Origin of the sequence: Exiguobacterium sp. s50 (assembly GCF_018618175.1) — a bacterium.
In the GTDB taxonomy this organism is placed as follows: Bacteria; Bacillota; Bacilli; order Exiguobacteriales; family Exiguobacteriaceae; genus Exiguobacterium; species Exiguobacterium chiriqhucha.
Genome location: NZ_JACSLP010000003.1, coordinates 204497 through 226479 on the forward strand (window position 1 = coordinate 204497; position 21983 = coordinate 226479).

A 21983-nucleotide genomic window follows, 5' to 3' on the forward strand; every position below is an offset into this window, starting at 1 on the left:
TATGTGTCCCCCTTAAATGACTTTTGCTTCCGTGCGAAGTAATTGAACGAGCTCGCTCACTTGTGACGACGTATCCCCTTCAAGGATGCGCCCAGCTTTCTTCTCTTCTGGCAAGAAACGTTCGATCGTCTCGATTTTCGCTTCGATCTCGTCTTCATCGAGGTCGATGTCCGACAGTTCGAGTTCTTCGAGTGGCTTCTTCTTCGCCTTCATGATGCCTGGAAGGCTCGGGTAACGCGGTTCGTTCAATCCTTGCTGCGCTGTCACGAGGAGCGGGAGCGCCACTTCGATCACTTCAGTGTCCCCTTCGACGTCGCGTGTGACCGTCGCTGTCGTGCCGTCGATATCGAGTTTCGTGATCGTCGTCACGTAGTTCATGTCCAACAGTTCAGCGACACGTGGTGCGACTTGGCCGCTACCGCCGTCAATGGCGACGTTCCCTGCGAAGATGAGATCTGGCGCTTGCTCTTTCAAGTACGTGGCGAGCACTTTCGAAATCGTCACATGGTCTGCGTCCTCGACGTCATCCTCGATTGAGATGCGGACCGCTTTGTCCGCACCCATCGCGAGCGCCGTCCGAAGTTCTTTGTCCGCGTCTTCTGGTCCGACCGTCACGACCGTGACTTCTCCCCCGAGATCGTCACGCTTACGGATGGCTTCTTCGACCGCATATTCGTCATACGGGTTGATGATGAACTCAGCGCCGTCTTCTTGAATTTCCCCATTCTCGAGCTGAATCGCTTCCTCTGTATCGAACGTACGCTTCAGCAATACAAAAATATTCATCGTAGTTCCCCCTTATAAGTTGTTCGCACCATCATTCATGAATCAGCGTTCATTTTTTGAGCTAGCGAGAGGGCTTACGGTTAAGCAAGCCCTTTTTTTAACATATGGTGTACTTTCGGTAGCGTCGACATCAAGTCATACTTGAAGCCGCTCGCCATCCAACTCGTGACCACTTCGTCGATCGTGCCGAAAATCATCTGCCGAGCGAGTCGATAGTCGAGATCGCGATCGAATTCGCCGGTGTCGATTCCGTGTTGTACGACCGCATCGATTAAGTTCAAGTACGGTTTGAGCACTTCGCTAATCTTTTGTCGGAGCGCCAAGTTCGACTGCCGGAGCTCGATTTGCGTCACGACGGCGAGGTCGTAATCGGCCGATAGTTGCTTCAAGTGCGACTCAATCAACTGATACAGTTTGTCGCCGGCCGTCGTCTCCCGCTCGATTTGTTGTTTCGAGTAGTCGATGAACAGGCCCATCTTCGTCTGGAACAATTCAATCAACAGATGTTCCTTGTTTTTGAAGTACAGATAAATCGTTCCGTCGGCGACGCCCGCCTCTTTGGCGATGGCCGTCACCTTTGCACCGTGATAGCCATGATCCGCAATCACTTTCACTGCCGCATCGATAATGCGGTCACTTTTTGATCCATTCTTTGTCATAAACACCCAAGCTCCTTACCGCTGCTTAAAAATGAATGATGGTTCATTCATTTATTATTCTATCATGTGACGCGCTTGTGTCAACTGCTTTGTTTCACTTGTTTCGCTTTCTCTTCGTCGACGAGGACACGACGTAAAATCTTACCGACGAACGTCTTCGGCAACTCTTCCCGGAACTCATACAGCTTCGGTACTTTATACGCTGCGAGCTTCTCGCGACAGTGCTTGTCGAGCTCTTCTTCCATCACGCTGGTGCCGTCACGCGTCACGATGAACGCCTTGACCGTCTCACCGCGATACGGGTCCGGTACGCCGATACAGACAGCTTCCTTGACGGCCGGATGTTCGTATAGCACTTCTTCAATCTCACGCGGATAGACGTTGAAGCCTCCGGCGATAATCATGTCTTTCTTCCGGTCGACAATATAGAAGAATCCATCCTCGCCCATATAGCCGAGGTCACCGGTCGCGAGCCATCCGTCCTTCAAGACGGCTGCCGTCTCTTCTGGCTTCTGCCAGTACCCTTTCATGACTTGCGGACCGTGCAGCATGATCTCCCCGATCTCGCCGATATCGGCCAGTGTCTCTCCGTCTGCCTTTACAATTTTAGCAGAAGTGTCCGACAACGGCACCCCGATTGAGCCGACAATCCGTTTATCCCATAAGAAGTTCGCATGTGTGACCGGTGACGTCTCCGACAAGCCGTAGCCTTCGACGATGCGTCCGCCCGTGATGCTCTCGAACTGCTCCTGTACTTCGACCGGCAGCGGGGCCGATCCCGAGATACACGCCTCGATTGACGACAAGTCGTATTTCTTCAGTTTCGGGTCATTGAGGATACCGACGTACATCGTCGGGGCGCCCGGGAAGAAGTGTGGTTTCTTCTTATTGATCGTCTTCAGGACGTCGGTGACGTCGAAGCGTGGCACGAGGACGAGCTCATATCCGTTCGCCATCCCGAAGTTCAGACAGCACGACATGCCGTAAATATGGAAGAACGGCACGACGCATAAGACGCGTTTCTCATCACCACGGTTATATCTATAGAAGAAGTTCGAAATCTGGTCGACGTTCGCCGTCAAGTTGAAGTGGGTCAGCATAACGCCTTTCGGCAGTCCCGTCGTCCCGCCCGTATACTGCAGCACCGCGACGTCTTCTTTCGGGTCGACCGCAACCGGCGTGATTGGATCGAACTGTTTATAGTCCTTGAACGCGACCGAACCTGTCGTATCGATGACGATATTGTTCTCGCGCTTCACTTTGATGGGATACAGCTTATTTTTCGGGAACGGCAGATAGTCGGCGATACTCGTCGTGATAATCGTTTTGACGTCCGTCTTCTGCTTCACACGAAGTGATTTTGGATACAGGAGGTCGAGCGTGACGATGATGCTCGCACCGGAGTCCGTGATTAAGTTCTCGAGCTCATGCTCCGTGTAGAGCGGATTCGTCTGGACGACCGTACCGCCGGCGTACAGGACCGCATAGAACGAAATGACGAATTGCGGACAGTTCGGGAGCATCAGACTGACACGGTCCCCTTTTTGCAGCCCTTTCGATTGAAGCATCGTCGCCAACCGTTTCGCCGCATCGTCGACTTCAGCGAACGTCAACTCTTTGCCGATGAAGGAGATGGCGGTCTTGTTCGGGAAATCGGTCGCGGCTCGGGATAGCGCATCATAGAGCGGCTTCACCTCATAGTCAATCGTTTTCGGCATGTCAGCTGGATAATCTTGCAACCACGGTTTGTTCATCGCTTTTCCTCCTTGGAATGAATAGTCATTCAGTTAACTCTATTATAATGCCAAGAAAACGCTTTCATCTACCCTTTACCCGATAATTTTCAGAAAATATCGAAAAAACGTGTGCGGATGAAAGTTTCCGCACACGTTCAGATTCTCTTGAAATAGGCTTCCGTCTGTTCTTCGTTGCTGATTTTCTCGTCCAAGCGGTCCTTCAACTCTTTTTCCCACTTGATCGTCGAGAAGTCGATGTCGAGCCACGCCTCCATCTCCGGGCGTGAGAATGCGTACGTCCGGTTCGGGAAGGCGAAGCGAACGATTTCCGCGTTTTGGACGAGCGTGAAATACGTCGCCGCGTTGCGGATTGCCAACCGTTCTTGCTCGATGCGCTCGATTTCCGGGTCGCTATAGCGCACCGTCAAGCCGTACGGCCGCTTCGACGTCTGTAGCTCGATCGACTTGTAGCAGTCATGCATCGGCAACGTCTGGGCGATGCCCGAGACGGCGCTGTTGTCCCCGACGTATGAATCTTTGTATTGGAAGGCGTTCGGTCGATGGGTATCCCCGCATCCCGCGAGCATGACGAGCAAGGCGACGAGCAGACTGAGCCGTTTCATGAGAATCCTCCTTACGATTTTAGTTTCAAGTTAAAGCGGTAAAGCAACCGTTTGGCGAGCAAGTGGGCGATGAAGCCGCCAATCAGGAAGCCAACGATGTATAGTGCAAAACCTGACTGCATCGAGAATGCTGAGAGAACGATTCCTCCTAACATGGCGAAACAGAGAACCATGATGATGTGGATCAGCCATAGCCATTTCGAAAACATAAAAAATCGTCCGTTGTTTTCTTGAGGTGCTCGGTTGAACATCCAAAGGCCGAGTCCGAATGATAATGCGATGAAAGCTAGTGCGCTCCATGGCGCAATTGCTAAGAATTTCTGCCATTCAGCTTGGTTAGTAAAGTATTGATACATGTCTACGTTTGCCAAGTTAGAGAATGGCGACAAAACACGTAAAAACGTACTCTGGAACAAATCGTCGAAGAATGCATACCTCGAATCATACTGTTGTGAAAACGCATAGACAGATCCTTGCACGAGCGCAATCAAACCAATTGGGAAGACTAACGCAATGAATGTCCAAATCACCTGTGAAATCGATTCTCCTCCGAACGATCCCATCCATAGAGCAGCTGAGAAGAAAGAGATACCACTAAGCATCAAAAGAACGACAAGCGCGATGACTCGATTCGTGCTTCCTTCCATTAAAAACGCGTAGTCCGAGAAGCGAATCATCATTATCATGAGCGTACCACCGAGCACAGACGATACAATAATTCCTACCGTTCCAATTAACCATTTCGATATGTAAAGCTGATTCCTTGTGAACGGGAGAGACATCGTGAAATCGGACATTTGACTGTTCCGTTCTGCTCCAATCAAGACGGATGCCATGAGAGCACCAAAAATAACGAATAAAAACAATACCCCACCCATCGGTATGAGCGATTGTAAGTCACCAATCCAATAGCCTGTCCCATTATTTTCATTAAAAAAGTCTTGGACGGACAAATCAGACGAATCCCCATCGATCCAATCGGCATATTCATCTGGATTTTCTTGAATGTTACGAAGTTCCTGGTCAAAGTATTGCATTTGTGACCAAACTGGTACCGTGAACGCAATCACTCCGAGAAAAACCAGCAACATCCACAAAATCGAGACTTGTTTCCAATCTTTCTTTAATAGGACTTTAAAAGACACTTGCCTCACCTCCTAATTGGACCCGGAAGATGTCTTCGAGCGACATCGGGATTTCTTCGACGAGCATCGGGTCGTGCGCATCGACGAACGTATCGAGCTCTTTCGTCCGTTCTTTCGCCATGAACAAGGCGACGCGTCCGGTCACATTGATGATTTCGATGTCCTTGCGCTCGAGCAGTTCGACCGGTACTTGGTCGTTGAAGACGACTTGCAGTTTGACGCTCGTCTCGCGCGCCTCCTCGAGCGACATGATCGCCTTGACGCGGCCCTTCTCGATCATGATGATGCGGTCGGCGATTCGTTCGAGCTCATGTAACTGGTGACTCGAGACGATGATGGAACAGTTACGTGCCTCGACTTGGGCGATCATCAGCTTCAAAACGTCCGACTTGGCGACGACGTCGAGTCCGTCCGTCGGTTCATCGAGCAGATAATATTTCGCTTGGACGGCGAACGCGAGCGAGAGCGTCACCATCGCCTTCTGCCCTTTCGAGAGCTGGCGAATCTTCTTGTTGTCGATGTTATAGCGAGTGAGCGTCTCTCTGAAAATCGATCGGTTGAACGATGGGTAAATCGATTCGTAGAGCGCTGCCGCCTCGTTAATCGTATAATGTTTGAGGGCGTCGGCCGAATCCGGGACAAAGATGACGTCACGCTTCAACTCCGCCTTCTCAAAGATGCTCGACGGTCCGTAACGGACATCACCTTTATCCGGTCGAATGATACCGACCATCGTCCGGAGCAACGTCGTTTTGCCGGCCCCGTTCCGTCCGACGAGCGCGATGATTTCACCGGAGTCGACCGTGAAGTCGATATCTTCTAACACTTGCTGGCGATCGATCGTCTTACTCAGTTGCTGTACTGTCAGCATGGTTCTCCCCTACTTTCTTATACTCTGTCTCAAATAGCGTCAGCGCTTCGGTGAGCTCAATATTGGCATAATGGCAATCGATGGCGAGTTTCTTGATTGCTTCAAGGATCGGCGCGCGCGGCGAGTCTTGGTCAATCCAGTCCTCGGACACGAACGTCCCGCGTCCGCGATGCATCTCGAGCAAGCCGAGCCGTTCGAGTTCCTGATACGCCTTGCTGACCGTGTTCGGATTGATGACGAGGTCGGTCGCGAGTTCACGCACCGACATGACTTTATCCCCTGGACGTAAAATGCCACGGATGACGAGCGCTTTCGTCTGGTTAACGATTTGTTCATACAGCGGTTCCACGCTCTTCATATCAATTTTATATAACATGGGTCACACCCTTTCTTGTGTACGTAACTTAAGTGTATTATATGTATTAGTACACGTAAAGATATTAGTTCTTCAAGGGCACTTTCAGTTTACAGGTATTTGGTAATAAATTGAATACGACTTTGGACCGAGGTAGGACACTTCCATTTCAGGTACATTGGTAGAGAGGTGAATCAAAAATGAGAAAACGATGGTTAGTCGCGACCGCTGTCGCCGTGACCGCGCTTGGCACGACATGGTCGACGTATGCAAAACAAGATGAGGAAGAACGATACGCATCCTATATTGAAGATACATATGGAGAGGACGTCGAGGTCACGCTCAAGCGTGACTGGAAGATGGGCGGCTATGCGGCCGAGTTCACGCTGACTGATCCGATACTCGAAGGTGACTACTGGGCCGAGACGTATCGGTCTGATCAAACAATCCATGACAACGTGCTCGAACATGTCTGGCAACAAGAGGCCGAAGACACGTTCAAGGAGCGACTCGAGCAACTCGACTTGTTGACGGAGGCAGAGACGGTTCGCGCGAGTGTGCCGACCGGTGTGGATGAAGGGGTTGCGACGACCGTACGCCCTACCCCGACGTCCGTCTTCGACATCGAGTCGAAAGAGTTCTTGGACGTGTCGGTCATGTTCCATGAGGACTGGGCCAATACCGATTCGCAGAAACAACGGATGCTCGACGTGATTCGTGCTTTGGAGGACGACGTCTACTCGATTCACTTCTCGTTCGACGGGACACCGTATGAGGATGACGACTTCACCGAGCGGTATTTGAACGTCGCCCGCGATTCCTTACCGGGAGAACCGGCGATGCATGAAATTCAGACGATTGAGGACTTGAATCGTCATGATCGACTATATGGCTTCGACGAGACGACGTTCATCCATGACTACCACTTCGACGGCACCAAATATGAGGAGTGATCACCATTCGCAAAATGAACTGCTCCCCGTCAAGTAGACAGGGCAAATAATGAAAACCAACCTAGGCGGCTTGAGACCTGTATTCGACAGGGCTCAAGCCGTTTAGTCGTTTCTGGAGACGCTCGTGGTTGTAGAACGATATGTATTTCTCGATGGCCGTCGTGAGTTCGTTATAGGCCTGGAACTGACGCAAGTAGTACATCTCAACTTTCAAGGTGCCCCAAAAACTCTCGATCGGGGCGTTGTCGATACAACGTCCGACCCGGGACATGCTGTGGGTCAGTCCCGCGTCTTCCACCATTCGCTTGAACCCTCTCGAGGTATATTGGAACCCTCGGTCGCTATGGATCATCGGACCCGCTCCTGACCGGAGCCCCGCGATGGCTGGCATCATCGTCTGGAAGACGAGAACGTTGTTGTTGGACCTCCCGATACGATAGGCGACGATCGAGCCGTCATACAGGTCGATGATTGCGCTGAGATATGCCTTTTTTCCGGAACCATATTTGAACTCGGTGACGTCGGTGCACCATTTCTCGTCCGGGCGGGACGCACTGAACTCTCGGTTCATCAGGTTCTCCGCCACATGCTGTGGCGTCGACTTCTTATGTTTCTTCCGCTTCCGGCGGATGATTGATTGGATCCCATGGATATGCATCAAACGATAGACTCGCTTTTCATTGAACGGGGACAGACCTTGTTGCCGACGCAGCCGATTGATTGTCATCGTGATCCGACGGTATCCGTATGTGCCGTTCGCCTGGTCATAGAGTAGAAGAATGTCCTCCAGAAGCTCCTCGTTCTCTTCTTGACGCACCGGTATGGTGCGATTCAACCATTTGTAATAGGCCGCCCGTGAGATGCCAGCGACCCGACAGAGGAGGACGATCGAAATGGCCTCCTCTTCGTATAGTTCTTTGATGGCGGTGTATCTTTGCTGTAGCCGTACCTGGCTGATCACGACCTCCTCTCGATCTCCTCTAACTTTTTTAGGTACAGGTTGTCTGCACGAAGAAGTTCGTTCTCAAGCTCCATTTGCCGGATACGGCGTTTCAGCTTCTCTTCTTCACTTAGTTCGTCCTCTGGCTTCGTACGCCCACGGCGGTCTAGGAGCGCTTCTGCCCCGTTCGTGTCATACTTCTTGACCCAGCCATAGACCTGGGCATAGGACATCTGAAATTTTTCCGCGGTCTGTTGGTAGTTGCGTCCATTCTCCAAACAGTATTTCACGATTTCAAAGCGTTCTTCGAATGTAGTTTTTCTTCCTTTTGTCATAGCTCGATCCATCCCTTTCCTCGAATCTGTTAACTCGCTATGACTAGTATACTTCTTAACCCATCTTCGAAGAACAGACCAATCACTGATCTGATGTTTGGAGAGAACTTCCATAGTAGTGATCCCATCTAGATAGTCGCGGACGGCCTCAATCTTCTGTTCCTTGGTGTAAGGTCTCCATGTCTTTGATTCCTTCAACGCATCGATCCCACCGGTATCGAATTTCACTTTCCATACCCGAAGGGTATGCTTAGAGACGTGATGGGCCTCCATGATTTCCTTCCAAGTATATTTTTCTTCATTCATCATGCGCAGCGCGCTCAGTTTTTGTTCGATCGAATGCCGACTTCTCGCCATAAAAAAACACTCCCCAATCAGATAAACAGATTTGTTATTTCATCTGTCTACCTATTGGGGAGCATATCAAAAGCGGATGTTTTTTTTGTGAGCATTCTCCTTTACAGCACGTCGTGAATATTTTACATTTGACGAGTCAACAATTGACTTATCAAATGAGAGGGGTGAGACACCACAGATGGAATTACGAGATATCAGCCGACTGCTGTACCAAATCAAACTGGCGGACCAACGCGTCGCAACCTCGTTCGAGAAAGAGACGGGCTTCAGCCTGACCCGCTATGAGATGCTCATGATTGTGCATGACAAGGGCGTCTGTTCGCAAAGCGAAATTCAGCAGGCGATGAAAATCGACAATGCGGCCATCACCCGCCATTTGAAGATCCTTGAAGAAAAAGGCTACGTCCGACGAGAACGGAACACCGCGAACCATCGTGAAGTGTTCGTCCATTTGACCGACGAAGCCAAGCATGACTTGACGAGTTGTGAACAAGACCACGACCGCGGCAAACACTTAATCACGAAAGTGCTGTCCGAGTCAGAGATCAATCAGCTGTCGAGTCTGCTGCAAAAGCTTAACCAACTATAACAAGAGAGAAAGAGGTAATATCCATGGCAACTACATTCGAAAACAACACATTCACTGACGTGATGCTCGGTCGTAAATCGATCCGCGTCTACGACGAGAACGTTAAAATCTCACAACTTGAAATGCTTCAAATGATCGAGGAAGCGACAACGGCCCCTTCTTCAGTCAATATGCAACCGTGGCGCTTCGTCGTCGTCGAGAGCCCTGAGGCGAAAGAAACGCTCAAGCCGCTCATCCGCTTCAACGTCCGTCAAAACGACACGTCGGCTGCGATGGTCCTCATCTTCGGCGACATGGAATGCTACGAGCTCGGTGAAGAGATTTATGACCAAGCTGTCGCAGAAGGCAAAATGCCACAAGAAGTACGCGACCAACAGCTCGGCGCCATCCTTCCGTACTACAAGAACTTGTCGACACAAGAGATGAACGACATCGTCAAAATCGACTCGAGTCTCGCAGCGATGCAATTTATGCTCGTCGCTCGTGCTCACGGTTACGACACGAACCCAATCGGTGGTTTCGAGAAAGACCAACTCGCGGAAGCGTTCGGTTTAGATAAAGATCGTTACGTGCCGGTCATGATTCTCTCGGTCGGTAAAGCTGCAGAAGAAGGCTACCAATCGGTACGTCTCGACGCTGAAAAAATCACATCATTCAAATAATCGGAGGACACCCACATGATCTTAATCAATGCTATTTTCGACGTGAAAGAAACGGAATTTGACAACTTCTTGGCAGACATCAACAAGCTCATCGACTCGTCGAAACAAGAAGCCGGTTGCTTGAGCTATGAACTGTTCCAATCGACGACTTCAGAGAACCGCTTCGTCATGATCGAGAACTGGGCCGATCAAGCGGCCGTCGAACAACACAACCAAAACCCGGACCTCATCGCGTTCGCCCAAAACGTAGGCAATTACGTGACGGCGAAGCCGGTGCTCCATGTGACGGAAGTCGCGACGGCCAACTAACATGTCCGGACTCACCCTCGTCCTCGGAACGCTCGTCGCACTCGAGTTCTTCTACATCCTGTATTTAGAGACGTTCGCCACTCGTTCAAAAACAACGGCCCGTGTCTTCAACATGACGGAACAAGAGCTCGCGCGTGATTCCGTGTCGGTGCTGTTCAAGAATCAAGGTGTCTATAACGGATTGATCGGCGTCGGCTTGCTGTACGGGTTGTTCGTCAGCCAGTCAATCGAGATTGTCACGATGCTCCTCATCTATATCGTGCTCGTCGCGCTGTACGGCAGTATGACGAGCAATAAAAAAATCATCCTCACGCAAGGCGGATTGGCGATTTTGACGCTATTGTCCATGTTGTGGTGAGCCTGAAGCGGTCGACTTCGTGTCGGCCGTTTTTTTGTCTCATCGATTCATCGGTTCGATGTTTCGGCACACAAAAAACCGCTTCTACGCATTTGTAGAAGCGGCTGTTTGTTATACGCCGAGAATCGCGAACGAGACTCCGACGACACCGATGAGCGCCATGGCGTAAACCGGTACGCGTGGCATTTCACCGTTATTATCGAGCGCCTTTCCGAACATGTAGAACACGATTGGGTGGACGAGGAACGGCATTGAGAAGATAAGCGGGATGAGAAGCGATGCTTCTGTCCCGAACATGCCGCCTTGGACGGCTGCGAAGAGACCAAAGTGCGAGATGGCTGACGATTGAGCCATCGTCGTGTAGTCGAACGCGATCGTGCTGAAGCTGAGGATGACAAGTCCACCGAAGACCGCCATCATCTGCCAACCGAACGAGAACTGCATGAGCGCCTTCACTTCTTTGAAGTCTTCTCCGTTGGCACCGCGCAAGTTTTTGAGCGAGAGCGCCGTCAATGTGAGACCGACCAAGACGATGATTGCCGTCGGCCAAATCCAGAGCGCCCCGTTGTCGGCACTGACTGCCAAAATCGAGAACACGAAGATGTGACCGAAGAACGGGATGTTAATCATGATTGGGGCACGTTTTGCTGCCACTTGACCGAAGTCACCAGCCGTACATGCACCTGTGAGACCACTGTGCGAGAGCGAGCCGGCCATACCTGGTGCGAGGTTGCGGATATGTCCTGTGCGGGCGAACCACATGAGGAGCGCAATCCCACCGAACATCCAGAACAATTGACCGAAGAAACCGTAAACGAGAATCGAGTTCATGCCTTCGATGGCGAACGCATCACCGATTCGTGAACCACCGACCATGAAGTTGGCGGCCAAGACGACCGGGATCCCGGCGAACAGAAGCGCACGGACGGTCGGTCCATACGTCCAATTGTGGAAGATGGCACCGAGTGCTGACGAGAGCAACATGGCGAAGAAAATCTGTGGCAATGCGATGATTGGTTGTACCGCCATGGCGATGCCGTACGAGACGAACAAGATGACGAGCATCAAGACTGTCTCGATGACACCTTTACGCATGTATACCTTCTTGTCGTCGATTTGCGCCTTGTGGTCGATCAAGAGGAAAGATGCCGCGAGACCGATTAACGCGAGGATCGGGTAGTAGAGCATGATGCCCTCTGCCGCGCCCGGTTGAATCATCATACGGAAGAACCCTTCGAGACCGACGAGCAAGAAGAACGAACGGACGATGAAGATGAACTGTGTCCGCCCTGTCCCGAGGAACATCTCTTCTTTAGACGGCACGACGATATCCTTCACGTCGAGCTCTTGCTTGCTCAAAATCTTACGAAGTTCTTGTCCACCGACGAAGAACGATACGACGAGCGCGATGATCGTCGTCCGTGACATGAAGTCGACGAGCGGGAATTCAGGAAGACCCGGTGTCGCGATGCCCATCTCGACCATGGCGAAACCAAGTCCGAGACCGAAGATGACGATGACGAGGATTGGTGAGAACCGTGAGCCGGCCACGACCATCCGCGATAAAATGACCATCGGGATGACGAAGGCCATGAGCAACCAGAATTGGTTGAGTAATTGTACTTGCGATAATTGCTGAACGATTTCCATGGATAAACCCCTTATACATTTTTTTCACACTGTCTCGAAGTGTAACGTATTGTCGACTTTGTGACAAGGGGGTGTGACGGATTGTAAATATTGAAAGCGGAACCAACTGAAATGGTTCCGCTTTCGGTTACTTATTCGGTTGGCGAAGGCCCCAGATGCCCTTATTTCCCGTGGAATAAAACAAGTCTTCTTTACCCGCGAAGCTGGCCGAATCACTCGAATGGGCCCGAATCTGTTTGTTAACGTGAGCCTTCCAATCTTTATACCGATCGAGTTCAAGTTGATAGTATGACCGCTCGATGTATTCGTTAATTTCTTTCAATGACGCCGTCCCACCGTGATGCTGGAGGGCGAATTGGATTTTGCGAAGTAACATTTTTTTCAATGTAATCTCCCCTTTTATGTATGTATTACTACATGGTTTATTTATCCAAACCTCTTCTAAAAAAGTTACAGGTTTTTAAGTTATTTTCCTTTATAATAACAATATAGTCTCAACATATTATTTTCTAGAAAGGATTTTACTATGAATCACAAGATTTATGAGAATGAGCAAGACATTCTAAAAGAAGTTTCTGCCAATCACCAACTATCTCCTAACCTACTTCAAAACGTTCTCACTACTTCAAAGGCTAATTATTACGGTGAAGCAATATCCCCTACTAAACGCCAAAAAGAGTTAGAAGAAGAACTTAAATATTTAATCAAAAAAGGGGACTCTTTAACCCATTCGGCTTCATCAAGCAGAAGATCCGGATTGAAGTTAGTTCGCATTCAATTAAATAATTACAAAACATACTTAAATTCACAAACAATTAATTTCGATACACACTCGGACGATAAAAACATAATTCTGATCGGTGGCTTGAACGGTGCCGGGAAAACAACGATTTTGAAGGCCGTTCGCTACTTATTATACGGTAAGCGGGGCATGACTGATGCTGAGTTTCAACAACAGTTCACGAACACCATAAATAATTCATTCTTCGAACAAGGCGGACGTGAAGCTAGTGCCTCTCTTGTATTCGAGCCTGGGGATGGTCACCACTATGAAATAAAAGTCGTGTGGCAATACAATAGTAAGAAACAGGTTGTCTCAGAAAGCAAGACGTTCAGTAAGCGTACAATCGGTGCTGCCCGTGCAAAACGGAATGAACAAATCGGGCCGCACAATGTTGACGACTTCAACCGCACCATCGACAAATTGATTCCATTTGAAGCGTCGCAATTTTTGATTTTTGATGGTGAAGAAATTCGACGGATTATTTCTTCTCGTAATTCAGCAGACTTTAAAGCAACAATCCGACGGATGAACGGGATGTCATACTTTAATGAACTCAAAGGCGATTTAGACAAAATCTATTCACGAAAAGTCAATGAACTAGCCACTGCTCAAAAGAGCACTGAACTATTAAAATTCAACAAAAAAATCTCTGAATTAAAAGACCAATTAAGTGAACTGACAGAAAAAAGAACTAAAGCCGAAGGGCGCGTTTCCACATACAATAAACAACTTGATCAACTCAAAAAGCTTCGCAATGAGAAGCTGATGCAAAACAACGAATCACGAGAAAAATTTATCTCAACTATGAGTTCATTGACAGCTCAGCATACTCAAATCATGGAGCAAATCTCCAAACTGTTTGGTGAGCAAGGAATTCCGTCTTTTGCCCCTACAAAGATTGATGCTTTAAAAAAACGCTTAAATTTGGAACAACAATATGCTACTGATCAGCAAAGAGTTGAACAAATTTTGACGCCTTATCATCAATTTATGTCGAAACTTCTTTCTGAGCCAATCAATCCGCCCTTGACTGAAGAGCAATTACATCAAGTCGAAGAGATTGGAAAAACGATTTGGTTATCAAAGGAGAACTATAAGGCTACGACATCAGTAGACAATCAACAAACGTGGCATGACCTGTCTCCGAATGATCGCAGATTTATCATGGGTGTCAATGCTTCATCTGTTAAGAAACAAATTGTTGAATTGATTAAAAAGGCAACCAACATCAAGCATTCAATCGAGTCGTTACAACAAAAAATTGATTTAGCTCCATCCTCAATCAGTGTCGATGAAGAAGATAAAAAAATTCAAGAAATTACAGAAGTGCTCGGAAGAACGAAGAGCATTCATATGAATATCAAGAAGAAAGAACAAGAGTGCGTCCAAGAGATTCGTTCATTAGAAGCGAAGTTAAAAGGAACAAAGTCCACTGCCTTAAACGCCGATGATTTGATAAACGATGTAGATATGTATCGTAAAATCAAAGAAGCTATCGATGAATACTCAGAAAAAGTTTTAAGCTGGAAAATTGATTTGATCAGCCGCGAATTCGATAAAATGCTGAATAGGCTCATGCGAAAACAAGATGAATTTGGTCGTGCTTTCGTCGATCGCCATAAGATGATCATTCGAATCGAGAATGAGCGCGGCGCTGAAATTTCAGTCGAAGAACGTTCGGCTGGCGAGATGCAAATCATCTCATCTGCATTTATTTGGGGAATGATTAAAGCCGCTGATTTGGACTTGCCGATGATCATCGACACCCCGCTCGGTCGCTTGGACAGTTATCACCGTAAAAACTTAGTAGAACATTTTTACAAGCATCTCAGTAAACAAGTTGTTATCCTGTCGACAGATACGGAAATCACACCTGAGTATGTAGAACTGATGAAAGAATACACGTCTAAGCAAATCATGTTGGATTATAACCAAAAAGAGAAGTATACATTGATTCGTGAAGGTTACTTCGAACTAGTGAAAGGATAAAATCATGGACTCAAAAGGAATTAAGCTGTCTCAAGTAAGTAAAGATCGAATCGACAACATCATCAGTCACTTGGAGCACTACGTACCAAAGGATCCGAGACCGTTTGTCGTTAAGCTCAGTTTGATGCATGGAATCGAAAACTACTCTATCACATCCGAGCTCCCTTCTGAACTAAGTTCTGGGGCATGGGATATGGGATCAATCATCAACGGTAACGACTACCTGCTTGCCAAACATCTCATCATCAATGAGTTACAAAAAGAGGTAGAAGATGAAAAAATCATCCGTGATTATATGAAACGGTTTATCGAATTAGGAGTAGCACATATTTCATCTTTACTTGAATCAGATGATGCCCTATTTGAAGAAGAGTTTTTAATCAAGCTACTGACTGCATAATCTCAGCGAATTATCGCTGAGATTTTTCTTGCTTAAATTTCTAATTTAATTGAGCTTTCCGCTATTTTTGAAAAGAAGCATATGATAAACTTTACCTAATAAAACATTGTACTTTCTTTAAATTACGTACGTAATTTATTTTAAAGGAGATTAGCTATGGATCCTAATTTCAGTTATAACTTCCCTGCTTTACGAGGTCATCAAGCCGAAAAAGAATATTTCGTGGTGATGTGCCCTCTTAAATTGATTCCAAAAATCTTTCTTTTTGACGAGGAAGAAGTTCCTCCACAATACCGCTCACAACGTATATTGAATAAATCTCGAGTTCCTGAGATTACAAATTATATCGTAGATCAATCAAAGGATTATGTCTTTTCTTCTTTGACTGCATCGATTGATGGTGAGATTCAATTTACTCCATTTTCAGACGAACCGAATTTTAAGGACTTAGGAAAACTCGCTATCGCGCTAGATTCACGCTTTTTAATCAACGATGGCCAACATCGACGAGCCGCCATTGAAGAAGCCCTTAAGATTATGCCTGAGTTAGGAAATGAAACGATTTCGGTCGTCTTTTTCCATGACGAAGGATTAGAGCGTTCTCAACAAATATTCTCGGATTTGAACCGTCATGCTGTGAACACTACGTCTTCGATTGGGATTTTATACGATCACCGGGACCAATTGTCACTTTTGACAAAGGAACTTGTCGAAGAGATACCGCTTTTAAAGCGCTATACAGAAATGGAAAAGACTTCGCTGTCTAAAAACTCGCCAAAACTATTGGCATTGAATCATATTTACAATGCGAATAAGCGCTTAATCAACAAGAAAAAAGGTGCGTTTTTAACTGAAGAAGACGCATTGAACATTAAAACGTTTTGGACGACTCTATGCAATAGTATTCATGAATGGGAGCAGGTATTTAATAAAGAAATCTCTCCCCGTGATCTTCGTATGATTTCAATTGCCGGTCAAGGTCTATTCATCGAGGCTGCAGCAGAAGTAGCTCGTGCTTTGATTGAACAGAAACCTGATACATGGACTGCATATCTTTTAAAATTCAAAGACATCGATTGGAGTCGATCGAATGAGAAGGATTGGAAAGGTCGTGCTTTTAATGAGAATGGAAGAATATTAAAGAATAACTATACGATTCGTTTAACTGCCATTCGCATCAAATCTTTACTTGGCATCGAACTTACTAAAGAAGAGAAAGACTTCGACCAACAAAAATCCAGCATGAACGTTATATAACTGTTTTGGCACGAGAGGATGATGATTTATGACACAAGGTATTATTAGTAATTTATTTACTCAGCATGAAGGAGACACGGTCTCTAGACGCTCTATCGATTTGATTAAACGAGTCTATTTAAATGACTCACGTCCGTGGGTAGTCGGATTCAGCGGCGGAAAAGACTCAACACTGACGACACAACTTATTTTTGAAGCGCTGTTGGAGCTCTCACCAGAACAACTCCATAAAAAAGTATTTATCATTTCATCTGATACATTGGTCGAGAACCCGCTCGTCGTCTCGATGATTAATGGATCACTCCATCGGATGCAGGAAGCCGCGTTAAAATATAATCTCCCGATTGAAACACAGAAGGTCAAACCGCTAACGGAAAAGACGTTTTGGACGAATATTATCGGCCGTGGCTACCCTACCCCTAACCAGACTTTCAGATGGTGTACAGACCGCCTAAAAATCGATCCAGCTAACCGCTTCATTAAAGATAAAGTCTCCAAATATGGTGAAATTATTATGGTGCTTGGAGTCCGTTCATCTGAGAGTACGAGCCGGGGACAGTCTATTAAAGACCATGAAATCATGGGCAGCGAATTGATGCGACACACTTCATTGGCTAATGCATATGTTTTCGCACCAATCAAAGAGTTTGTGTTAGATGATGTTTGGAGCTACCTTCTTCAAAACCCCGCCCCTTGGGGAGAAGATCATCATAAACTTCAAAAAATGTACATGGACTCAAGTAGCGAATGTCCGTTAGTCGTCGACCAAAATATAAAAGAGAGCGCTGGTTCGTGTGGGAACAGTCGCTTCGGCTGTTGGACATGTACCGTCGTCAACCAAGATAAATCGCTGACTGGTTTCATTCAAACTGGTGAACATGACTGGTTGAAGCCTTTATTGAAATTCCGTAATAAGATGGTACTTATTCGAGACGACCGTTCGAAACGGATGCATAAGCGGATGAATGGTGCCTTCTACTTGCTAGAAGTTCCACACGAAATTAAAGAAGATGGTATTTATATCGCTCAAAAGAAAAAAGGTGGTCGTGCAGCTACTTCTCATAAAGTTGTAGATCGTATTGAGGACTTAACAGACGAGAGCGTTCTTGCAGTTCCGAAACGTCAATTAAGTCAGTTCATTGCGACACATAATATTGATTTGAGTAAACCAGAGGAATTCAATATTCAATTTGTCGTTCTTGAAACGAATAACGACGGGCAAGCTGTTTACTCACATCTTGGACTCGGACCGTTCACGTTAGCTACTCGAATTGAACTGATGCGTGATTTGCTCATCCTACAACGTGACTTAAAAGTTCCAAACTCGGTGGAGTATAAGTTGATTCAAAACGATGAACTACGTGCAATTCGTCGTCTATGGCTTCGTGAAGGTGATTGGAAAGACACGTTACCTGGACTATATCGTGAAGTATTCGGTGTCGATTTGGATTGGGAACAAGACGATCGCCAAATCTTGACGAGTGATCAAGCAAATGACTTGGAGCTACTCTCTCAAAAGCATGGTCTTGATTTCAACATGGTTCAAAAATTATTTACGACGGCAAATGATTTTCTAGGTGTAAAAGTAAAGCGTGGATTCAATAAAGATGTTGCTGCATTATTGAGCCAAGATTATTTGAATCTGTATAAAGAGCAAGGAGATTTAAAGAACTATGAAGATTGAATCGATTGTCCTGAAAAACATCGGAGCCTATAAGAATCAAACGTTTGATTTTACGAATCAAAATTCTAATAAAAATGTTGTTTTAATCGGAGGGAAGAATGGCGCAGGTAAAACGACATTTTTGAATGCTCTCCGCACAGGTTTATACGGGAGTCAGGCGTTTGGAATCAAAGCGCCAACTCCCTCTTATTTCCGTGAGATTGAAAAGTTAATCAATAGCGAAATTCGAGACCAGCGTGAATGGTATAACGTGAAAAAAGTGATTTCAAAGATTCAAATCACGTTCACTACGACTACGAATCAAACAATGTCTCGCTATCTGTTTGAACGGTCTTGGGGAATCGACGCAAAAAATATTAAAGAATATTTTAATATCTATCGGGACGGGAGTACCCTACCGTTAGCAGAAAAAGATCAGAGCCAAGTTTATTCATTATTCTTGGAACGAACTCCGTTATACCTCTTCAATGTCTCTTTATTTGATGGCGAAACCATTAACCAAATCATCAACGAAGGAAAGCTTTCGGAGTACCTTGATGACTTAATGAAAAGTGCCTTTAAGTTGGAAATTCCTGATTTGTTAACGGAAACTATTGAAACGCTTGTTCGCGATGAAGCGAAAACGAAACTGAGTAAAGAAAAATCAAAACGTTTGGATGAAATCAAGAATGACTTGATTGAGGCTGAACAAAAGCTTCAAAAAAATCAGATTGAAAAATCACAAGCTCTTAAGAAAATCGAAATCAGTGAAGCTGAAGTCGCCTCTTTTTCTGAATCACTAAAAGCCCATGATGTGATTAGTAAAGAAGAAGAAGCGAAATTAAAAGATGACATTAGAAGACTCGAACATGAGCGTCAATCGTTGAAGCAATTGAATTCAGACTTCTTTAGCGAATATTATGCCTTTACGATTAATCACGACTTACTTAAGCAAGCTGCTGATCAAGTGGAGTCAGAATTATTAGTGCGAAGTGTGGAGGACTTAGAAAAGGTCTTCTCCGATGAGTTCTATAAAAATGTCTCACGCAACTTAGGCGGTACGGTTCAACATGATTTGTTAAAGAACGAATTCAATGCCGCTTTAAAAATGGCGGTCCCATCTACTGAAATCATTCACGATGCTTCATTCAGCTCGAAAGCAAAAGTAGAAAATATGCTCTCGCTTGTTGATGCTCATTCATCTGAAAATTTATTGTCAAACCTCAATCGAGATGATGAAATCATCGACGAATTGAAAACGTTGCGAAGAAAACTGATCATTCGAGAAGAAAATCATATCGATTTCGAGAAGCAGTTTGAAGAGCTAAATCGATTAAAAGTAAATCACCTTCACTTAAAAGAACGTTTTGAACACATCCTTCAAACTGAAGATGAACTTCATGCTCAATACTCAAATTTAGTAGAAGAAAATGCCCTACTCAAGCAAGAGATTGAGAAAATCACTTCAAAATCAAGTCTTCTTTCGCAGAACGCAAATCTTACATTAGCTTTACTTGAAGACTTTAGACTACAACAACGCTACAAAGTCATTCGTAATGTTGAAGAAAATGCTTTACGGATGTTAAAAACATTGATGCGCAAAGAAGATTACATTGAGAAGCTATCGATTATGCCTGAAGATTTCTCTTTGACTTTATTATCCAAAGATCAATCTCGAATCTCTGTGGCCACTTTGTCTTCTGGTGAGAAACAGATTCTATTGCTTTCATTGATTTGGGCAATCTTTAAAGTTTCTGAAAACCAAATGCCATTTATTTTCGATACGTTGTTAGGTCGCCTGGACCGAGACCATCGTTATAATATTCTTCGCAACTTGCTCCCTAAATTCGGTGAACAGGTCTTAGTACTATCTACTGACTCAGAAATCAGTAAAGATTACTATGACGTACTAAAACCGTCTATTTCTAGAGAGTATAGTCTCCAATTTGATAACGAGCTTTTAGAAACACAAGTCATTCCATCGTATTTTGAATTTGAAAACGCGCAGGTGAAAACTAATGAATTACCGTCTTAAACTAACTGAGCAAACTCATCTCTATTTTAAAGAGATTTCAAACTCGACTCATATCACGCCAAATATACTGGCTCGTTTTGCCGTGGGTATTTCATTAAAGAACAAACAAACTCCAACCAGCATTAAGGGCCAAACGATTTCAAATTTTGAAATTAATCGTGCCACTTTAACTGGGGAGCATGATGAGATGTTCAAAATAATGATTCTCCAACATGCAAATAAGCATATTGAGGAAGAGCATTACTTTCCTGACTATTTCAATGCACACATTACTAGAGGCGCTGAAGAACTTTATCAAATGTTTCAGTTCTCAAGAAGTACGAATCAATTCTTAAGAGAGTTATTGGCTCTACAGGAGGGGTAACATGCTATACCTAGACAACAGTTCGACAACACCTGTTTATCCTGAAGTACTTGAAGCGATGCTCCCCTACTTTCTTGAAGAGTTCGGAAATCCTTCTAGTAAATATTACTCGCTCGCAGAGAACTCCAAGGATGCTGTTGAACAGGCTCGAGAACAGTTAAGCAAATTTTTTAGTTGTTCTTCTTCAGAGCTCTACTTCACTTCGGGAGCCACAGAAAGTAACAATTGGATTTTAAAAAGTGTGGGTTCTTCCCTACCGGACCATCAAGTGATTACAACGGTAGCCGAACATTCATCTAACTTGGAAATTGCAAAGTATTTGAATGAACAATTGAAAATCCACGTCGAGTATCTATCTGTTGATCAGTTCGGCAGAATCGACTTTTCCGAATTAGAGTCTCTACTAAAAAAACGCCCTACTTCACTCGTTTCAATCATCTGGGGAAATAACGAGTTAGGGTCGTTAAATGACATTCAGAGAGCTTCTGAACTAGCTGCTCAATATGGTTCACTCTTCCACACCGATGCGACACATGTCATCGGAAAGATGAAAATCAACCTGTCAGAACTGACGAACGTTCATTTCTTATCCGCTTCTGCGCATAAGTTCAACGGTCCAAAAGGTATCGGCGTCGCTTATGTGCAAAAGGATGAGGATGGTATTCCAAGAAAGTTGACACCCTTAATACATGGTGGTGGCCAAGAACAAGGCGTGCGCGGTGGAACGTTAGCTGTTCCTTTAATCGTAGGAATGGGGAAAGCCGCTGAAATGCATCAGGCATCCTTGTCTAAGAACATTCAAAAATTACAAAAACTTGAACAGCATTTGGTTCATCTTTTATCTGAGAAGTTCGGGTCAAATATTCGGTTCAACAGTGATCATACTGATAAAATACCTGGAATTGTGAATGTTCAATTTATCGGGATTAATAATGAGGTACTCGTGAAGCAGTTAGCTCCGGTAATGGCTGTTTCCACCGGATCAGCCTGTAGCTCAAGTAAGCCGAGTCACGTGTTGCAAGCAATTGGATTAACATTGGATGAAGTGCGATCATCGATTCGGTTCTCTCTTTCTTCAAGTATCTCTTCAAAAGACTTGGATATTTTTAAACAACTTTGAAAAGCATAAAATAAGACCGGCTCATTTTAAATTGAGCCGGTCT

At 45.7% G+C, this 21983-nt stretch carries 22 protein-coding genes; 12 read left to right on the top strand and 10 right to left on the bottom strand.

The annotated features are described in order from the left end of the window. Positions 1-12 precede the first annotated feature (12 nt). From KNP68_RS05550 to KNP68_RS05580, 7 genes are all read right to left on the bottom strand, one after another. Positions 13-786 carry an electron transfer flavoprotein subunit beta/FixA family protein gene (locus KNP68_RS05550; RefSeq protein WP_021066820.1) on the bottom strand — a complete coding sequence of 258 codons (774 nt, stop codon included), beginning with the start codon at positions 784-786 and terminating at the stop codon, positions 13-15. Positions 787-866: 80 nt separating this feature from the next. Next, a complete protein-coding gene (locus tag KNP68_RS05555; protein ID WP_021066819.1) occupies positions 867-1445 on the bottom strand; it encodes a fatty acid metabolism transcriptional regulator FadR in 579 nt (192 codons plus the stop codon). An 80-nt stretch (positions 1446-1525) separates the two neighbouring features. Then, positions 1526-3199: an AMP-binding protein gene (locus KNP68_RS05560; RefSeq protein ID WP_214755724.1), complete on the bottom strand. Its 1674-nt coding sequence runs from the start codon at positions 3197-3199 to the stop codon at positions 1526-1528. Between the two features lie 137 nt (positions 3200-3336). Then, on the bottom strand, positions 3337-3804 hold the full coding sequence (locus KNP68_RS05565) for a DUF4825 domain-containing protein (RefSeq protein WP_029595873.1): 468 nt from the start codon (positions 3802-3804) through the stop codon (positions 3337-3339). An 11-nt stretch (positions 3805-3815) separates the two neighbouring features. Then, positions 3816-4949, bottom strand: coding sequence for an ABC transporter permease subunit (locus tag KNP68_RS05570; protein WP_021066816.1), 1134 nt, complete (start codon positions 4947-4949; stop codon positions 3816-3818). After that, positions 4939-5820, bottom strand: coding sequence for an ABC transporter ATP-binding protein (locus tag KNP68_RS05575; RefSeq protein WP_021066815.1), 882 nt, complete (start codon positions 5818-5820; stop codon positions 4939-4941). The genes KNP68_RS05570 and KNP68_RS05575 overlap by 11 nt, the downstream gene beginning before the upstream one ends. Further along, the gene (locus KNP68_RS05580) at positions 5795-6196 is read right to left on the bottom strand and encodes a GntR family transcriptional regulator (RefSeq protein ID WP_131471055.1); all 402 of its coding nucleotides are present in this window, start codon (positions 6194-6196) and stop codon (positions 5795-5797) included. The genes KNP68_RS05575 and KNP68_RS05580 overlap by 26 nt, the downstream gene beginning before the upstream one ends. A 179-nt stretch (positions 6197-6375) precedes the next feature. Between KNP68_RS05580 and KNP68_RS05585 the strand changes: the two genes are divergently transcribed. Then, positions 6376-7128, top strand: a complete 753-nt coding sequence (locus tag KNP68_RS05585) for a hypothetical protein (protein ID WP_214798979.1) — start codon at positions 6376-6378, stop codon at positions 7126-7128. Positions 7129-7189: 61 nt separating this feature from the next. Here the strand turns inward: KNP68_RS05585 and KNP68_RS05590 are convergent. Beyond that, positions 7190-8760 (bottom strand): IS3 family transposase gene (locus KNP68_RS05590; RefSeq protein ID WP_214798981.1). Its coding sequence is split into 2 segments (ribosomal slippage): positions 7190-8121 and positions 8121-8760, totalling 1572 coding nucleotides; the frame shifts between segments, so codons are not numbered across the junction. Positions 8761-8938: 178 nt separating this feature from the next. On the opposite strand from KNP68_RS05590, the gene KNP68_RS05595 reads away from it, so the two are divergent. From KNP68_RS05595 to KNP68_RS05610, 4 genes are read left to right on the top strand one after another with little or no spacing between them, the layout of a single operon-like run. Continuing rightward, positions 8939-9349 carry a MarR family winged helix-turn-helix transcriptional regulator gene (locus tag KNP68_RS05595; protein WP_034776750.1) on the top strand — a complete coding sequence of 137 codons (411 nt, stop codon included), beginning with the start codon at positions 8939-8941 and terminating at the stop codon, positions 9347-9349. A gap of 23 nt (positions 9350-9372) precedes the next feature. Next, positions 9373-10011 carry a nitroreductase family protein gene (locus KNP68_RS05600; RefSeq protein WP_058763170.1) on the top strand — a complete coding sequence of 213 codons (639 nt, stop codon included), beginning with the start codon at positions 9373-9375 and terminating at the stop codon, positions 10009-10011. A 15-nt stretch (positions 10012-10026) separates the two neighbouring features. After that, entirely contained in the window at positions 10027-10320 is a 294-nt protein-coding gene (locus KNP68_RS05605) for a putative quinol monooxygenase (RefSeq protein ID WP_021066808.1), read from the top strand. A 1-nt stretch (position 10321) separates the two neighbouring features. Then, positions 10322-10678 carry a DUF1304 domain-containing protein gene (locus tag KNP68_RS05610; RefSeq protein WP_131471053.1) on the top strand — a complete coding sequence of 119 codons (357 nt, stop codon included), beginning with the start codon at positions 10322-10324 and terminating at the stop codon, positions 10676-10678. Between the two features lie 111 nt (positions 10679-10789). Here the strand turns inward: KNP68_RS05610 and KNP68_RS05615 are convergent, their stop codons facing one another. Together KNP68_RS05615 and KNP68_RS05620 are read right to left on the bottom strand one after the other, a co-directional pair. Next, complete coding sequence (locus KNP68_RS05615; protein ID WP_214755721.1) at positions 10790-12328, bottom strand: hypothetical protein; 1539 nt, start codon at positions 12326-12328, stop codon at positions 10790-10792. A 127-nt stretch (positions 12329-12455) separates the two neighbouring features. After that, positions 12456-12704, bottom strand: coding sequence for a hypothetical protein (locus KNP68_RS05620; protein WP_251131468.1), 249 nt, complete (start codon positions 12702-12704; stop codon positions 12456-12458). A gap of 150 nt (positions 12705-12854) precedes the next feature. On the opposite strand from KNP68_RS05620, the gene dndD (KNP68_RS05625) reads away from it, so the two are divergent. The 7 genes from dndD (KNP68_RS05625) to KNP68_RS05655 all read left to right on the top strand — a co-directional run bounded on the left by dndD (KNP68_RS05625) (position 12855) and on the right by KNP68_RS05655 (position 21940). Continuing rightward, positions 12855-15101 (top strand): DNA sulfur modification protein DndD, encoded by a 2247-nt coding sequence (gene dndD / locus KNP68_RS05625; protein ID WP_214798984.1) that lies wholly within the window; start codon positions 12855-12857, stop codon positions 15099-15101. A 4-nt stretch (positions 15102-15105) separates the two neighbouring features. Further along, positions 15106-15501, top strand: coding sequence for a hypothetical protein (locus tag KNP68_RS05630; RefSeq protein ID WP_214798985.1), 396 nt, complete (start codon positions 15106-15108; stop codon positions 15499-15501). Positions 15502-15657: 156 nt separating this feature from the next. Continuing rightward, entirely contained in the window at positions 15658-16758 is a 1101-nt protein-coding gene (gene dndB / locus KNP68_RS05635) for a DNA sulfur modification protein DndB (RefSeq protein WP_214798987.1), read from the top strand. A gap of 28 nt (positions 16759-16786) precedes the next feature. Beyond that, positions 16787-18442, top strand: coding sequence for a DNA phosphorothioation system sulfurtransferase DndC (gene dndC, locus KNP68_RS05640; protein ID WP_058763153.1), 1656 nt, complete (start codon positions 16787-16789; stop codon positions 18440-18442). Beyond that, positions 18432-20456, top strand: coding sequence for a DNA sulfur modification protein DndD (gene dndD, locus KNP68_RS05645; RefSeq protein ID WP_214798988.1), 2025 nt, complete (start codon positions 18432-18434; stop codon positions 20454-20456). Before dndC ends, dndD (KNP68_RS05645) begins: the two co-directional genes overlap by 11 nt. Then, positions 20440-20820, top strand: a complete 381-nt coding sequence (locus tag KNP68_RS05650; protein ID WP_214798990.1) for a DndE family protein — start codon at positions 20440-20442, stop codon at positions 20818-20820. Before dndD (KNP68_RS05645) ends, KNP68_RS05650 begins: the two co-directional genes overlap by 17 nt. A gap of 1 nt (position 20821) precedes the next feature. Continuing rightward, complete coding sequence (locus tag KNP68_RS05655) at positions 20822-21940, top strand: cysteine desulfurase family protein (protein ID WP_214798991.1); 1119 nt, start codon at positions 20822-20824, stop codon at positions 21938-21940. The last annotated feature ends 43 nt before the right edge of the window (positions 21941-21983 follow it).

What these genes read in the sequence shown, in the direction of transcription:
- KNP68_RS05565 (WP_029595873.1), bottom strand. Translation starts at nt 3,804, where the DNA reads ATGAAACGGCTCAGTCTGCTCGTCGCCTTGCTCGTCATGCTCGCGGGA.
- dndC (WP_058763153.1), top strand. Translation starts at nt 16,787, where the DNA reads ATGACACAAGGTATTATTAGTAATTTATTTACTCAGCATGAAGGAGAC.
- KNP68_RS05620 (WP_251131468.1), bottom strand. Translation starts at nt 12,704, where the DNA reads ATGTTACTTCGCAAAATCCAATTCGCCCTCCAGCATCACGGTGGGACG.
- KNP68_RS05630 (WP_214798985.1), top strand. Translation starts at nt 15,106, where the DNA reads ATGGACTCAAAAGGAATTAAGCTGTCTCAAGTAAGTAAAGATCGAATC.
- KNP68_RS05650 (WP_214798990.1), top strand. Translation starts at nt 20,440, where the DNA reads ATGAATTACCGTCTTAAACTAACTGAGCAAACTCATCTCTATTTTAAA.
- KNP68_RS05550 (WP_021066820.1), bottom strand. Translation starts at nt 786, where the DNA reads ATGAATATTTTTGTATTGCTGAAGCGTACGTTCGATACAGAGGAAGCG.
- KNP68_RS05585 (WP_214798979.1), top strand. Translation starts at nt 6,376, where the DNA reads ATGAGAAAACGATGGTTAGTCGCGACCGCTGTCGCCGTGACCGCGCTT.
- dndB (WP_214798987.1), top strand. Translation starts at nt 15,658, where the DNA reads ATGGATCCTAATTTCAGTTATAACTTCCCTGCTTTACGAGGTCATCAA.
- KNP68_RS05595 (WP_034776750.1), top strand. Translation starts at nt 8,939, where the DNA reads ATGGAATTACGAGATATCAGCCGACTGCTGTACCAAATCAAACTGGCG.
- KNP68_RS05610 (WP_131471053.1), top strand. Translation starts at nt 10,322, where the DNA reads ATGTCCGGACTCACCCTCGTCCTCGGAACGCTCGTCGCACTCGAGTTC.
- KNP68_RS05615 (WP_214755721.1), bottom strand. Translation starts at nt 12,328, where the DNA reads ATGGAAATCGTTCAGCAATTATCGCAAGTACAATTACTCAACCAATTC.
- KNP68_RS05575 (WP_021066815.1), bottom strand. Translation starts at nt 5,820, where the DNA reads ATGCTGACAGTACAGCAACTGAGTAAGACGATCGATCGCCAGCAAGTG.
- KNP68_RS05580 (WP_131471055.1), bottom strand. Translation starts at nt 6,196, where the DNA reads ATGTTATATAAAATTGATATGAAGAGCGTGGAACCGCTGTATGAACAA.
- dndD (WP_214798984.1), top strand. Translation starts at nt 12,855, where the DNA reads ATGAATCACAAGATTTATGAGAATGAGCAAGACATTCTAAAAGAAGTT.
- KNP68_RS05560 (WP_214755724.1), bottom strand. Translation starts at nt 3,199, where the DNA reads ATGAACAAACCGTGGTTGCAAGATTATCCAGCTGACATGCCGAAAACG.
- KNP68_RS05600 (WP_058763170.1), top strand. Translation starts at nt 9,373, where the DNA reads ATGGCAACTACATTCGAAAACAACACATTCACTGACGTGATGCTCGGT.
- KNP68_RS05555 (WP_021066819.1), bottom strand. Translation starts at nt 1,445, where the DNA reads ATGACAAAGAATGGATCAAAAAGTGACCGCATTATCGATGCGGCAGTG.
- dndD (WP_214798988.1), top strand. Translation starts at nt 18,432, where the DNA reads ATGAAGATTGAATCGATTGTCCTGAAAAACATCGGAGCCTATAAGAAT.
- KNP68_RS05655 (WP_214798991.1), top strand. Translation starts at nt 20,822, where the DNA reads ATGCTATACCTAGACAACAGTTCGACAACACCTGTTTATCCTGAAGTA.
- KNP68_RS05605 (WP_021066808.1), top strand. Translation starts at nt 10,027, where the DNA reads ATGATCTTAATCAATGCTATTTTCGACGTGAAAGAAACGGAATTTGAC.